The 14,357-nt window shown below is 63.3% G+C and carries 11 protein-coding genes and 1 tRNA gene; all 12 read right to left on the bottom strand.

The window, feature by feature from the left end:
- Positions 1–69 precede the first annotated feature (69 nt).
- Entirely contained in the window at positions 70–540 is a 471-nt protein-coding gene (gene rpsG, locus P7F68_RS01585; protein ID WP_002931571.1) for a 30S ribosomal protein S7, read from the bottom strand.
- Positions 541–573: 33 nt separating this feature from the next.
- Positions 574–951, bottom strand: a complete 378-nt coding sequence (gene rpsL / locus P7F68_RS01590; RefSeq protein ID WP_002931569.1) for a 30S ribosomal protein S12 — start codon at positions 949–951, stop codon at positions 574–576.
- Between the two features lie 134 nt (positions 952–1,085).
- Positions 1,086–5,300: a DNA-directed RNA polymerase subunit beta' gene (gene rpoC, locus P7F68_RS01595; RefSeq protein ID WP_277830110.1), complete on the bottom strand. Its 4,215-nt coding sequence runs from the start codon at positions 5,298–5,300 to the stop codon at positions 1,086–1,088.
- A 77-nt stretch (positions 5,301–5,377) separates the two neighbouring features.
- Positions 5,378–9,511 carry a DNA-directed RNA polymerase subunit beta gene (gene rpoB, locus P7F68_RS01600; protein ID WP_002931565.1) on the bottom strand — a complete coding sequence of 1,378 codons (4,134 nt, stop codon included), beginning with the start codon at positions 9,509–9,511 and terminating at the stop codon, positions 5,378–5,380.
- Between the two features lie 210 nt (positions 9,512–9,721).
- On the bottom strand, positions 9,722–10,093 hold the full coding sequence (rplL, locus tag P7F68_RS01605) for a 50S ribosomal protein L7/L12 (protein ID WP_002931563.1): 372 nt from the start codon (positions 10,091–10,093) through the stop codon (positions 9,722–9,724).
- 57 nt (positions 10,094–10,150) lie between these two features.
- On the bottom strand, positions 10,151–10,654 hold the full coding sequence (rplJ, locus tag P7F68_RS01610; RefSeq protein ID WP_002931561.1) for a 50S ribosomal protein L10: 504 nt from the start codon (positions 10,652–10,654) through the stop codon (positions 10,151–10,153).
- A gap of 256 nt (positions 10,655–10,910) precedes the next feature.
- Complete coding sequence (rplA, locus tag P7F68_RS01615) at positions 10,911–11,609, bottom strand: 50S ribosomal protein L1 (RefSeq protein ID WP_002945298.1); 699 nt, start codon at positions 11,607–11,609, stop codon at positions 10,911–10,913.
- Positions 11,610–11,611: 2 nt separating this feature from the next.
- On the bottom strand, positions 11,612–12,043 hold the full coding sequence (gene rplK / locus P7F68_RS01620; RefSeq protein WP_002931554.1) for a 50S ribosomal protein L11: 432 nt from the start codon (positions 12,041–12,043) through the stop codon (positions 11,612–11,614).
- A gap of 107 nt (positions 12,044–12,150) precedes the next feature.
- The gene (gene nusG, locus P7F68_RS01625) at positions 12,151–12,684 is read right to left on the bottom strand and encodes a transcription termination/antitermination protein NusG (protein WP_002931553.1); all 534 of its coding nucleotides are present in this window, start codon (positions 12,682–12,684) and stop codon (positions 12,151–12,153) included.
- 1 nt (position 12,685) lies between these two features.
- A complete protein-coding gene (gene secE / locus P7F68_RS01630) occupies positions 12,686–13,033 on the bottom strand; it encodes a preprotein translocase subunit SecE (protein ID WP_002931551.1) in 348 nt (115 codons plus the stop codon).
- 24 nt (positions 13,034–13,057) lie between these two features.
- Positions 13,058–13,133: transfer RNA gene (locus P7F68_RS01635), tRNA-Trp, on the bottom strand.
- Between the two features lie 57 nt (positions 13,134–13,190).
- On the bottom strand, positions 13,191–14,357 hold a 1,167-nt coding region (gene tuf, locus P7F68_RS01640; RefSeq protein WP_277830116.1), incomplete at its 5' end, for an elongation factor Tu.

The following is a 14,357-nucleotide window of genomic DNA, read 5'->3' on the forward strand; positions in this document are numbered from 1 at the left end:
TGAACGATTTCATGCGTTAGAAAACAATCGAGCCCTGTACAGGGCCCGAGTTACCGCCACCAACCAGGATCAGAAGCGGTAGTGCGAGAACGCCTTGTTGGCTTCGGCCATGCGGTGAACTTCTTCACGCTTCTTCATGGCGGAACCACGACCTTCGGCGGCCTCCAGCAGCTCACCAGCGAGGCGCTGAGCCATCGACTTCTCGGCACGCTTGCGCGCAGCTTCGCGCAACCAACGCATCGACAGCGCCATACGACGGGACGGACGCACTTCGACCGGCACCTGGTAGTTGGCACCACCAACGCGGCGGCTCTTGACTTCGACAACCGGCTTCACGTTCGCAACCGCGGTCGAGAACACCTCGAGCGGATCCTTGCCGGACTTGGAGGTGATGTGATCAAACGCACCATAGACGATGCGCTCAGCAACGGACTTCTTGCCCGACTGCATGATCACGTTGATGAACTTCGAGACATCCTGGTTTCCGAACTTCGGATCCGGCAGAACCTCGCGCTTGGGTACTTCACGACGACGCGGCATGACAACCTCTCGCTAAATTTCTTGGGCCAACAATCAGGCTTTCTTCGGGCGCTTGGCACCGTACTTCGAGCGCGACTGCTTACGATCCTTGACACCCTGAAGGTCGAGGGAGCCACGAACGATGTGATAGCGCACACCCGGCAAGTCCTTGACACGACCGCCACGGATCAGCACGACAGAGTGCTCCTGGAGGTTGTGACCTTCACCGCCGATGTACGAGATGACCTCGAAACCATTGGTGAGACGCACCTTGGCGACCTTACGAAGCGCCGAGTTCGGCTTCTTCGGGGTCGTGGTGTAGACGCGGGTGCAAACACCACGCTTTTGCGGGCAGGCCTCGAGCGCCGGGACCTTGCTCTTCGCAACTTCCATCTGGCGCGGCTTGCGGACAAGCTGATTGATTGTTGGCATAGCTTAAGAATTTCCCATAAGACCGCGGCAGCCCACCATGGGCCGCCGCGGGCGGATTATTCCGGCTGCGACTGACTACGATTGGTCAGTCCACAAAAAAGAGGCCGGAGTTTAGTCCGAGGCAGACCGATAAGTCAACTAGCCTCGATGTCCTGCTGCGTTTCCGCAACGGTTTCCGCCGGCGCCCACGCATGATCCGCACCCAGATCCATGCCCTGCTCCTGCGCCTTGCGACTGCGATGGTATGCAAGACCGGTACCTGCCGGGATCAGTCGGCCGACGATGACGTTCTCCTTCAGGCCGCGCAGCTCGTCGCGCTTGCCCATGATCGCCGCTTCGGTCAGCACGCGCGTGGTTTCCTGGAAGGATGCCGCGGAGATGAACGAGTCGGTCGACAGCGACGCCTTGGTGATACCGAGGAGCACGTTCTCGTAGTGCGCCGGCAACTTGCCCTCGGCCTCGAGGCGATCGTTCTCGTCCAGAACCTCGGAACGCTCGACCTGCTCCTCGCGGATGAAGCGGCTATCGCCCGGATCCGTGATGACCACGCGGCGCAGCATCTGGCGAACGATCACCTCGATGTGCTTGTCGTTGATCTTCACGCCCTGCAGTCGGTAAACGTCCTGCACCTCGTCGATGATGTAGCGCGCAAGTTCGTTGATGCCCTGCAGGCGAAGGATGTCGTGGGGATCCGCCGGACCGTCCACGATCAGCTCGCCCTTGTTCACCACCTGACCGTCGTGCACCATCAGGTGCTTGTCCTTCGGGATCAGGAACTCGTGCGAGGTGCCATCCGGCTCGGTGATGACCAGGCGCTGCTTGCCCTTGGTCTCCTTGCCGAAGGACACCGTGCCGGTGTACTCCGCGAGCATGCCGGCATCCTTGGGCGCACGGGCCTCGAAGAGTTCGGCAACGCGCGGCAGACCACCGGTGATGTCGCGGGTCTTTGCCGATTCCTGCGGAATACGGGCAAGAATGTCACCAACGTTGATCTGCTGGCCGTCCTTGACCGTGATCAGCGAGCCGACCTGGAAGGTGATCGCCACCGAATGCTCGGTCCCGGCGATCTTCACTTCTTCGCCATTGCTATCGAGCAGCTTCACCTGCGGGCGCACGCCCTTGGCGGTGCCGGTCGACGAACGCCGCTTGGAGTCGATGACCACCAGAGTCGACAGACCGGTGACCTCGTCGATCTGCTTGGCGACGGTCGCGCCTTCCTCGACGTTCTCGAACTTCACCGTACCGGCGTACTCGGTCACGATCGGGCGGGTGTGCGGGTCCCAGCTCGCCAGTTGCGTGCCGGCCTTGATCGCCTGGCCGTCGTCGACCAGCAGCAAGGCGCCGTACGGCAGCTTGTGGCGTTCGCGCTCGCGACCGAGGTCATCGGCCACGACCAGCTCGGCCGAACGCGCGATGACGATCTTCTCGCCCTTGGCGTTGGCGACGTAGCGCATGTTGCCGGCGAATCGGATCGAGCCGGCGGACTTGGCCTCCACCCCGCTGGCTGCTGCCGCTCGCGACGCCGCACCGCCGACGTGGAAGGTCCGCATCGTCAGCTGCGTGCCGGGCTCGCCGATCGACTGTGCGGCAATGACGCCGACCGCCTCGCCGGAGTTGACCATGCTGCCGCGACCGAGGTCGCGACCGTAGCACTTCGCGCACAGACCATAGCGGGTCTCGCAGGTCAGCGGCGTGCGCACCTTGACTTCATCGACGCCAAGGCTCTCGATCAGGTCAACTGCATCCTCGTCCAGCAGGCTGCCCGACTCGATCACCGTCTCCTGCGTCTCCGGATTCACCACGTCCTCGGCGCACACGCGGCCGAGGATGCGCTCGCGCAGGGGCTCGACCACCTCGCCACCCTCGATGAGGGCCTTCATGTTGAAGCCTTCGCGGGTGCCGCAGTCGTCCTCGATCACCACCAGGTCCTGGGTCACATCGACCAGGCGGCGGGTAAGGTAACCCGAGTTCGCGGTCTTCAGCGCGGTATCGGCCAGACCCTTACGGGCGCCGTGCGTCGAGATGAAGTACTGCAGAACGTTGAGGCCTTCACGGAAGTTCGTCGTGATCGGCGTCTCGATGATCGAGCCGTCCGGCTTGGCCATCAGGCCGCGCATGCCGGCAAGCTGGCGGATCTGGGCGGCGGAACCACGGGCACCCGAGTCGGCCATCATGTAGATCGAGTTGAACGACTCCTGGCGGACGGTCTTGCCCTCGCGGTTGACCACCTCTTCGGAACCGAGCTGCTCCATCATCGCCTTGGCGACCTGGTCGCCACAACGGCCCCAGATATCCACGACCTTGTTGTAGCGCTCGCCATCGGTGACGAGGCCGGAGGTGTACTGCTGCGCAATCTCCTTCACCTCGGCCTCGGCGGCACGGATCAGGTCGTGCTTCGCGTTGGGCACAAGCATGTCCTTGACCGCGATCGACAGGCCGGCGCGGGTAGCCAGGCCGTAGCCGAACTGCATCAGCTTGTCGGCGAAGATCACGGTGGCACGCAGGCCGCAACGGCGGAACGAGGCGTTGATGAGCTTGGAGATCTCCTTCTTCTTGAGCGCCTTGTCGATCACGCTGAAGGGCAGACCCGCAGGCAGGATCTCGGACAGGATGGCGCGGCCGGCGGTCGTGTCGTGGCGAACGATCCGCTCGATGCGCTCACCGTTCGGGCCCAGGTCGGCTTCCTTCAGGCGTACCGTGATGCGCGCATGGAGCGCGATCTGGCCGGACTCGTAGGCACGCTTCACTTCCGACACGTCGGTGAAGATCATGCCCTCGCCCGGCACGTTCACGCCTTCGCGGGTCGCGTAGTACAGGCCCAGCACGATGTCCTGCGACGGCACGATGATCGGCTCGCCGTTGGCCGGCGACAGCACGTTGTTGGAGGCCAGCATCAGGGTGCGGGCTTCCATCTGTGCTTCCAGCGACAGCGGAACGTGGACGGCCATCTGGTCGCCGTCGAAGTCGGCGTTGAAGGCGACGCAGACGAGCGGGTGGAGCTGGATCGCCTTGCCTTCGATCAGCACCGGCTCGAAAGCCTGGATGCCGAGGCGGTGCAGCGTCGGAGCGCGGTTCAGCATGACCGGGTGCTCGCGGATCACCTCTTCGAGGATGTCCCACACCACCGGCTCCTGCGACTCCACCATCTTCTTGGCCTGCTTGATGGTCGTGGCCAGCCCCATCAGCTCGAGCTTGTTGAAGATGAAGGGCTTGAACAGCTCGAGCGCCATCAGCTTGGGCAGACCGCACTGATGCAGCTTGAGCTGCGGACCCACGGTAATCACCGAACGGCCGGAGTAGTCGACACGCTTGCCGAGCAGGTTCTGACGGAAGCGGCCGCCCTTGCCCTTGATCATGTCGGCCAGCGACTTGAGCGGACGCTTGTTGGCGCCGGTCATCGCCTTGCCGCGGCGGCCGTTGTCGAGCAGCGAGTCGACCGACTCCTGCAGCATGCGCTTCTCGTTGCGCACGATGATGTCGGGCGCCTTGAGCTCGAGCAGACGCTTGAGACGGTTGTTACGGTTGATGACGCGACGATAGAGGTCGTTGAGGTCGGAGGTCGCGAAGCGACCACCGTCCAGCGGCACCAGCGGACGCAGGTCGGGGGGCAGCACCGGCAGCACCGCGAGCACCATCCACTCGGGCTTGATGCCGGACTGCTGGAAGGCCTCGAGCACCTTCAGGCGCTTCGAGAACTTCTTGATCTTGGCTTCCGAGTTGGTCGTCTCCAGGTCGCCGCGCAGCTTCTCGACCTCGAGGTTGATGTCCAGGCTGCGCAGCAGCGCGGCCACACCCTCGGCGCCCATCACGGCGTCGAACTCGTCACCGTACTCTTCGACCTTCGACAGGTAGTCGTCCTCGGTGAGCAGCTGACCGCGGTTGAGCGGGGTCATGCCAGGCTCGACGACGACGAAGGCCTCGAAATAGAGCACGCGCTCGATGTCGCGCAGGGTCATGTCGAGCACCATGCCGAGACGGCTCGGCAGGCTCTTCAGGAACCAGATGTGGGCGACCGGCGAGGCCAGTTCGATGTGGCCCATGCGCTCACGGCGGACCTTGGACAAGGTCACTTCCACGCCGCACTTCTCGCAGATCACGCCACGGTGCTTGAGCCGCTTGTACTTGCCGCACAGGCACTCGTAGTCCTTGACCGGGCCAAAGATCTTGGCGCAGAACAGGCCGTCACGCTCCGGCTTGAACGTACGGTAGTTGATGGTCTCGGGTTTCTTGACTTCCCCATAGGACCAGGACCGGATCTTGTCCGGGGACGCGAGACCGATGGTGATCGCGTCGAACTCTTCCTCGTTCGGCAGGGTTTGCTTGAACAGGTCAGCGAGCAGGCTCTTCATTGTTCACTCCATCCGGGACGCAGCCGGCTCGACTGCGTCCCCGGGATTCAATCGCGGGCGGGTTGTTTGGTACGGGATCAGCTGCGGTCGAGATCGATGTCGATCGCGAGCGAACGGATTTCCTTCACCAGCACGTTGAAGGACTCCGGCATGCCGGAATCGATCTTGTGCTCGCCCTTGACGATGTTTTCGTACACCTTGGTCCGGCCGGTCACGTCATCGGACTTGACCGTCAGCATTTCCTGCAGCGTGTAGGCCGCGCCGTAAGCTTCCAGCGCCCACACTTCCATCTCACCGAAGCGCTGGCCACCGAACTGCGCCTTGCCGCCCAGCGGCTGCTGGGTAACGAGCGAGTACGGACCGGTCGAACGTGCGTGCATCTTGTCGTCGACCAGGTGGTGCAGCTTGAGCACGTGCTTGTAGCCCACCGTCACCTTACGCTCGAAGGCTTCGCCGGTACGGCCGTCATACAGGGTGACCTGGCCACCGGTCGGCAGACCGGCGAGCTCGAGCATCTGGCGGATCTCTTCCTCCTTGGCGCCATCGAACACCGGCGTCGCGAAGGGCACACCCTTCTTCAGGTTGGTTGCGAGCTCACGCACGGCGCCGTCGTCGAGTTCGTCGAGCTGCTCGGGACGACCGCTGTCGTTGTAGATCTGCTCGAGGAAACCACGCAGCTCCGTCGCCGAGGCCTGCGCCTGCAGCATGCGGTCGATCTGCTGGCCAAGGCCCTTCGCTGCCCAACCCAGGTGGGTCTCGAGGATCTGGCCGATGTTCATCCGCGACGGCACGCCGAGCGGGTTGAGCACGATGTCCAGCGGAGTGCCGTCTTCCATGTACGGCATGTCCTCGACCGGAACGATCTTCGACACCACGCCCTTGTTACCGTGGCGGCCTGCCATCTTGTCGCCCGGCTGCAGGCGGCGCTTGACGGCCAGGTAGACCTTCACCATCTTCTGCACGCCCGGGGGCAGCTCATCGCCCTGGGTGAGCTTCTTCTTCTTGATCTCGAAGGCCTGCTCGAAGTCCTTGCGGGTGGTCTCGAGACCCTCGCGCACTGCTTCGAGCTGCACCGCCAGCGCCTCGTCGGCAAGGCGGATGTCGAACCAGTGATAGGGCTCGAGGCCATCGAGATAGGCGTCATTGAGCTCGCTGCCCTTGGCCAGTTTCTTCGGACCGCCATTGGCGACCTGACCGAGGATCATGCGGCGGATACGCGCGAAGGCGTCACGCTCGACGATGCGCATCTGGTCGGCGAGATCGGTCTTGAAGCTGCGCAGCTGGTCGTCGATGATCGACTGCGCGCGCTTGTCGCGCTCGATGCCCTCGCGGGTGAAGACCTGAACGTCGATCACGGTGCCGACCATGCCCGAGGGCACGCGCAGCGAGGTGTCCTTCACGTCGGACGCCTTCTCGCCGAAGATCGCGCGCAGCAGCTTCTCTTCCGGCGTCAGCTGGGTTTCGCCCTTGGGCGTGACCTTGCCGACCAGCACGTCACCGGCCTCGACCTCGGCGCCGATGTACACGATGCCCGATTCGTCCAGGCGCGACAGTTGCGCCTCGCCCAGCGACGCGATGTCGCGGGTGATCTCCTCGGGTCCGAGCTTGGTGTCACGAGCGACGACGGTGAGCTCCTCGACGTGGATCGAGGTGAAGCGGTCGTCGGCGACCACGCGCTCGGAGATGAGGATCGAGTCCTCGAAGTTATAGCCGTTCCAGGGCATGAAGCCGACCAGCATGTTCTGGCCGAGCGCGAGTTCGCCGAGGTCGGTCGATGCGCCGTCGGCGATCACATCGCCCTTGCCCAGCACATCGCCCACCTTCACCACCGGACGCTGGTTGATGTTGGTGTTCTGGTTGGAACGGGTGTACTTGATCATGTTGTAGATATCGACACCCACTTCACCCGGCAGGGTCTCGGCATCGTGAACGCGGATCACGATCCGGTTCGCATCGACATAATCCACCACGCCACCACGACGGGCCTGCACGGCGGTACCCGAGTCGACCGCAACACGGCGCTCGATACCGGTGCCGACCAGCGGCTTCTCCGGGCGCAGGCAGGGCACGGCCTGGCGCTGCATGTTGGCGCCCATCAGCGCGCGGTTCGCATCGTCGTGCTCGAGGAAGGGAATCAGCGACGCTGCCACCGACACGATCTGCCCCGGCGCCACGTCCATGTACTGCACCATGTCCGAGGTCGCGAGCAGGAACTCACCCTTGTGGCGGCAGGACACGAGGTCGCCCGCCAGCATGCCGGCTTCGTCGATCTCGGCGTTCGCCTGCGCGATCACGTACTGGCCTTCCTCGATCGCCGACAGGAAATCGATCTGGTCCGTGACCTTGCCGTCGTTGACCTTGCGGTAGGGGGTCTCGAGGAAGCCGTGGCGGTTGGTGCGCGCATACACGGCGAGCGAGTTGATCAGACCGATGTTCGGGCCTTCCGGCGTCTCGATCGGGCACACGCGGCCATAGTGCGTCGGGTGCACGTCGCGCACCTCGAAGCCGGCGCGCTCGCGCGTCAGACCGCCGGGGCCGAGTGCGGAGACGCGACGCTTGTGCGTGATCTCGGACAGCGGGTTGGTCTGGTCCATGAACTGCGACAGCTGGCTGGAGCCGAAGAACTCCTTGATCGCCGCCGAGATCGGCTTGGCGTTGATCAGGTCGTGCGGCATCAGATTGTCGGACTCAGCTTGCGACAGGCGCTCCTTGACCGCACGCTCGACGCGCACGAGACCGGCGCGGAACTGGTTCTCGGCCAGTTCGCCCACCGAACGCACGCGGCGGTTGCCGAGGTGGTCGATGTCGTCGATTTCGCCACGGCCGTTACGCAGCTCGACCAGCACGCCGACCACCGCAAGGATGTCGTCGTTGGTGAGCACGCCCGGGCCATCCTCGCCCTGCGCGCCAACGCGCTCGTAGAAGCGCTTGATCCAGCCCGGCGCCTTGTCGTCGATCTTCTCCGGGTAGGCGCGGCGATTGAACTTCATGCGGCCGACGGAGGACAGGTCGTAGCGCTCCTCGGCGTAGAACAAGCCCTGGAACAGCCCCTCGACGGCGTCCTCGGTGGGCGGCTCGCCCGGGCGCATCATGCGGTAGATCGCAACCTTCGCAGCCCACTGGTCGGCGGTCTCGTCGATGCGCAGGGTCTGCGAAATGTAACCGCCGCGATCGAGATCATTGATGTAGAGCGTGCTCAGCGCCGTGACGCCAGCCAGGCGGAACTTGTCGAGCAGGTCCTCGGTGATCTCGTCATTGGCGCGCGCGAGCACCTCTCCGGTCTCCGGATCGGCGACGTTCGTGGACACCACGCGGCCAAGCAGGAAATCGTCCGGCACCGCCATCGTCCTGACGCCGGCCTGGTCGATCTCGCGAATGTGCTTGGACGTGATGCGCTTGTCACGCGCGACGATGATCCGGCCATCGGCAGTGGTGATATCGAAACGGGCCACCTCGCCACGCAGTCGCTCGGCCACCAGCTCGAACTGCGCGCCCTCACCCTGCAGGTGGAAGGTGTCGGTATCGTGGAAAGTGGCGAGAATCTCTTCGGGCGTCATGCCGATCGCCCGCAGCAGGATCGTCACCGGCATCTTGCGTCGACGGTCAACACGGAAGTACAGGAAGTCCTTCGGGTCGAACTCGAAGTCCAGCCACGATCCGCGGTAGGGAATGATGCGCGCCGAGAACAGCAGCTTGCCCGACGAGTGCGTCTTGCCGCGGTCGTGCTCGAAGAACACGCCGGGCGAACGGTGCAGCTGGGAAACGATGACGCGTTCGGTACCGTTGATCACGAAGGAGCCGGTATCCGTCATGAGCGGGATCTCGCCCATGTAGACTTCCTGCTCCTTGACCTCCTTGATCGTCTCCTTGGGCGCTTCGCGATCCATGATCACCAGGCGCACGCGCGCGCGCAGCGGCGACGCGAAGGTCAGGCCGCGCTGCTGGCACTCGGTCACATCGAAGGCGGGCTCGCCGAGCATGTACTGCACGTACTCGAGACGGGCGTTGCCGCTGTGGCTCGAGATCGGGAAGATCGACGTGAATGCGGCCTGCAGACCCTGGTTCCGCCGCACGTCGGGCGGCGTGTCGGCCTGCAGGAACTCGGCAAACGACTCGATCTGGGTGGCGAGCAGGAAAGGCGCATCGAGCACGGCCGCGCGCTTGGCGAAGCTCTTGCGGATACGTTTCTTTTCGGTGTAGGAATACGCCATGGATGCTCCGGCTAGAGGGCTAACATCGGAAAGACAGGACACAACGTTCGGCTGCTTCCTGCACGCTGCGGTATGACTGCACGCGTGCGCGGAGATTCGGCAAACGCTCTGGCCTGGCATCGTTGATCGCAGAATATTCCGCGATCTCGATTACAAAGCACGAAAGGGCCGGCACTCCGAAGAGTGCCAGCCCCGCTGGGTCATCGAGTATTACTTGATCTCGACCTTGGCGCCAGCTTCTTCCAGCTGCTTCTTCAGCGCTTCGGCGTCAGCCTTCGGAGCGCCTTCCTTCACGGTCTTCGGCGCGCCGTCGACCACATCCTTCGCTTCCTTCAGACCCAGGCCGGTCGCAGCACGCACGACCTTGATGACCTCGACCTTCTTGGCGCCGGCTTCGAGCAGAACGACGTCGAATTCGGTCTTCTCTTCAACCGGGGCAGCGGCGGCGGCACCCGGGGCAGCGACGGCCAGCGAGGCAGCGGACACGCCGAACTTCTCTTCGAACGCCTTGACCAGGTCGTTCAGTTCCATCACGGTCATGCCGGCAACGGCTTCCAGGATGTCTTCTTTGCTGATTGCCATTTCAAATAACTCCAGAATCGATTTTTTTCAGAAAACTTTCGTAGCGGAACACACGACTCAAGCAGCGGCGCCTTCTTCCTCGCGCTTCTTGGCGAGGGCGGCCAGCGCGCCAGCAAAGCCGGAAACCGGCGCCTGCATGACACCCAGCAGCTTGGCGAGCAGCTCTTCGCGGCTCGGGATCGAAGCGAGCGCCTGCACACCGGCCTGGTCGAGCGTGTCGCCCGCATAGGAACCGGCCTTCAGGACGATCTTGTCGTTACCCTTGGCGAAATCGTTCAACACCTTCGCAGCAGCAACCGGATCTTGCGAGATGCCGTAGATCAACGGCCCGGTCAGCTGGTCGGCGAGACCCTCGAACGGCGTGCCGGCAATGGCACGACGCACCAGGGTGTTCTTCAGCACGCGCAGGTAAACGCCAGATTCGCGGGCCTTTGCACGCAGCACGGTGAGGTCACCCACCGCAATGCCGCGATACTCGGCCACCGCGATCGTCTGAGCGTTGGCCACTTGTGCCGACACCTCAGCCACTACGGCTTTCTTGTCATCGAGATTGAGACCCACAGGCCTTTCCTCCTTTCAAGTCCACACGCGGAACGCACATCGCGCTCCGCACCCACGGCGACCTGGATCAGGAGCACAGCCGGCTTGCCGGCCAAATCCTGTTCTGAGCACACCGTCTGCGCAGGCCATCTTCATGCTTAAGCGCGGCCTCTCGGCATACGCACCTGCGGTCTTTGACGATCCGCAACCGCCCACGGGCGGCAACGGCTCAAAGTTCTTGCGAGCGGCTGCACTCGGGTGCAGCCGCTCGCGGCAATCAGGCAGCGGTGACGCTGGCCGTCTCGACACGCACGCCGGCACCCATGGTGCTCGACACGGCGATACGACGCAGGTAGACACCCTTTGCAGCAGCCGGCTTGGCCTTCACGAGCGCCTCGACGAATGCGGCAAGGTTCTGCTGCAGCGCTTCGACCTCGAAGGACGCACGACCGATGGTCGCGTGTACCAGGCCACCCTTGTCGGTACGGTACTGAACCTGACCGGCCTTGGCGTTCTTGACCGCAGTCGCCACGTCCATGGTGACGGTGCCAACCTTCGGGTTCGGCATCAGGCCACGCGGACCGAGGATCTGACCGAGCTGACCGACCACGCGCATGGCGTCCGGCGTCGCGATGCAGACGTCGAAGTCGAGGTTGCCCGCCTTGACCTGCTCGGCAAGATCGTCAAAACCGACGACTTCAGCACCGGCTGCGCGCGCAGCCTCGGCCTTGTCACCCTGGGCGAACACGGCGACGCGCACGCTCTTGCCGGTACCGGCGGGCAGCACGACCGAGCCGCGGACGACCTGGTCCGACTTACGTGCGTCGACACCGAGGTTCACGGCGATATCGATCGACTCGTCGAACTTGGCAGTTGCGCACTCCTTGACCAGACGCAGGGCGTCGGCCACCGGATAAGCCTGGTTGCGGTCAACCTTCGCGCGCAGCGCCTGAACTCGCTTGGACAGTTTCGCCATGATTACAGGCCCTCCACGGTGATGCCCATGCTGCGGGCGGAGCCGGCGATGGTGCGCACGGCAGCTTCGAGGTCGCCAGCGGTCAGGTCGGGCTGTTTGGCCTTGGCAATCTCTTCAACCTGGGCGCGGGTCACCTTGCCCACCTTGTCGGTGTGCGGCTTCGGCGAGCCCTTCTGGATGCCTGCAGCCTTCTTGATCAGGATCGTCGCCGGCGGCGTCTTCATGATGAAGGTGAAGGACTTGTCGGCGAAGGCAGTGATCACCACCGGAATCGGCAGACCGGGCTCCATGCCCTGGGTCTTGGCGTTGAACGCCTTGCAGAACTCCATGATGTTCAGGCCGCGCTGACCAAGCGCCGGACCGATCGGGGGGCTGGGGTTGGCCTTACCGGCCGGAACCTGCAGCTTGATGTAACCAATGATTTTCTTTGCCATTGAGGCTTGCTCCTGTGATGAGTGCTAGCGCACCGGGCAGCCGCCCGACGCTCCTCGCATCGCCCGCGTGAACGGGCTACGGCAGGCCCGCGGGCCCGCCTTTACGCTCAAGTCTTCTCGACCTGCGCGAAATCCAGCTCGACTGGCGTGGCGCGACCAAAAATGGTCACCGACACACGCAGCTTGTTCTTCTCGTAGTTGGCATCCTCGACCGAGCCATGGAAGTCGGTAAACGGGCCTTCCTTGACGCGCACGACCTCGCCGATCTCGAACAGCACCTTCGGACGAGGCTTCTCCACCCCTTCCTGCATCTGCTGCATGATCTTTGCGACCTCCTTCTCGGAGATCGGCGCAGGCTTGTTCGCCGTACCACCGACAAAACCGGTGACTTTCGGCGTCGACTTGACCAAATGCCAGGTCTCGTCGTTCATTTCCATCTCGACGAGAACATAACCCGGGAAGAACTTGCGTTCGGTCACGGTCTTCTGACCGTTGCGCATCTCGATCACTTCCTCGACCGGCACCAGAATCTGGCCAAAGCCATCCTGCATGCCGGCACGATTGATGCGCTCGATCAGCGCGCGCTGCACGGACTTCTCGAAGCCCGAGTAGGCGTGAACCACATACCAACGCTTCGTCATATCACTTCCAACCCAGAACGAGATCGTAGAGAACCCATTCCAGGGTCTTGTCGGTCAGCCACAGGAAGATCGCCATGACCACCACGAAGGCAAACACCAGACCGGTGGTCTGCATGGTTTCCTTGCGGCTGGGCCAGACGACTTTCTTGACTTCGGTGATCGATTCACGCGCAAAGCCGATGAAACGCTGCCCCTGCTCCGAAAAGGAGGCGACTGCGACACCAGCACCAAAACCGACCAGCACCGACAGCACGCGCAGCACGAGCGGCTGCTCGGAAAGCAGATAGAAGCCGACCACGCCGGCTGCCAACAGTGCCAGCGCCAGCGCGAATTTCAACTTATCGGCCATTGCGGATAACCACCCGAGAAAATATGGCAGGGGCAGAGGGAATCGAACCCCCAACCTTCGGTTTTGGAGACCGACGCTCTGCCAGTTGAGCTATACCCCTGCAGCAGACACTGCAAAGCGCACCCAGGCGGGTGCGCTTTCTGGCAATTACGAGTAATTACTCGATGATCTTGGCAACCACGCCGGCGCCGACGGTACGGCCGCCTTCACGGATGGCGAAGCGCAGACCTTCTTCCATGGCGATCGGGGCGATCAGCTTGACGGTGATCGACACGTTGTCGCCCGGCATGACCATCTCGGTGCCCTCGGGCAGCTCGATCGAACCGGTCACGTCCGTGGTACGGAAGTAGAACTGCGGACGGTAGTTGTTGAAGAACGGGGTGTGACGACCACCCTCTTCCTTCGACAGCACATACACTTCGCCCGTGAAGTGCGTGTGCGGCTTGATCGAACCCGGCTTGCACAGCACCTGGCCACGCTCGACGTCTTCACGCTTGGTGCCGCGCAGCAGCACGCCAACGTTGTCGCCGGCCTGACCCTGGTCGAGCAGCTTGCGGAACATTTCAACGCCGGTGCAGGTGGTCTTGACCGTGGCCTTGATGCCGACGATCTCGATTTCCTCGCCAACCTTGACGATGCCACGCTCGACACGACCGGTCACCACGGTGCCACGACCCGAGATCGAGAACACGTCTTCGATCGGCAGCAGGAAGGGCTTGTCGATGGCGCGCTCGGGCGTCGGGATGTACGAATCCAGCGCATCGGCCAGCGCCAGGATTGCCGGCTCGCCGATCGGCGACTGGTCGCCTTCGAGCGCCTTCAGCGCCGAACCCTTGACGATGGGAATGTCGTCGCCCGGGAAGTCGTACTTCGACAGCAGCTCGCGCACTTCCATCTCGACCAGCTCGAGCAGCTCTTCGTCGTCGACCATGTCGCACTTGTTCAGGAAGACGATGATGTACGGCACGCCAACCTGACGGGCCAGCAGGATGTGCTCGCGCGTCTGCGGCATCGGGCCGTCAGCGGCCGAGCACACCAGGATCGCGCCGTCCATCTGGGCAGCACCGGTAATCATGTTCTTGACGTAGTCGGCGTGGCCCGGGCAGTCAACGTGCGCGTAGTGGCGAGCAGCGGTTTCGTACTCGACGTGCGCGGTGTTGATGGTGATGCCGCGCGCCTTCTCTTCGGGCGCCGCGTCGATCTGGTCATAGGCCTTCGCTTCACCACCGAACTTCTTCGACAGAATCGTGGTGATCGCAGCGGTCAGCGTGGTCTTGCCGTGGTCAACGTGGCCAATCGTGCCAACGTTCACGTGCGGCTTCGG

The sequence above is a fragment of the Thauera mechernichensis genome (assembly GCF_029588855.1).
Classification (GTDB): Bacteria; Pseudomonadota; Gammaproteobacteria; order Burkholderiales; family Rhodocyclaceae; genus Thauera; species Thauera mechernichensis.

What these genes read in the sequence shown, in the direction of transcription:
- rpsL (WP_002931569.1), bottom strand. Translation starts at nt 951, where the DNA reads ATGCCAACAATCAATCAGCTTGTCCGCAAGCCGCGCCAGATGGAAGTT.
- nusG (WP_002931553.1), bottom strand. Translation starts at nt 12,684, where the DNA reads ATGACGAAGCGTTGGTATGTGGTTCACGCCTACTCGGGCTTCGAGAAG.
- secE (WP_002931551.1), bottom strand. Translation starts at nt 13,033, where the DNA reads ATGGCCGATAAGTTGAAATTCGCGCTGGCGCTGGCACTGTTGGCAGCC.
- rpoC (WP_277830110.1), bottom strand. Translation starts at nt 5,300, where the DNA reads ATGAAGAGCCTGCTCGCTGACCTGTTCAAGCAAACCCTGCCGAACGAG.
- rplA (WP_002945298.1), bottom strand. Translation starts at nt 11,609, where the DNA reads ATGGCGAAACTGTCCAAGCGAGTTCAGGCGCTGCGCGCGAAGGTTGAC.
- rpoB (WP_002931565.1), bottom strand. Translation starts at nt 9,511, where the DNA reads ATGGCGTATTCCTACACCGAAAAGAAACGTATCCGCAAGAGCTTCGCC.
- rplL (WP_002931563.1), bottom strand. Translation starts at nt 10,093, where the DNA reads ATGGCAATCAGCAAAGAAGACATCCTGGAAGCCGTTGCCGGCATGACC.
- rplK (WP_002931554.1), bottom strand. Translation starts at nt 12,043, where the DNA reads ATGGCAAAGAAAATCATTGGTTACATCAAGCTGCAGGTTCCGGCCGGT.
- rpsG (WP_002931571.1), bottom strand. Translation starts at nt 540, where the DNA reads ATGCCGCGTCGTCGTGAAGTACCCAAGCGCGAGGTTCTGCCGGATCCG.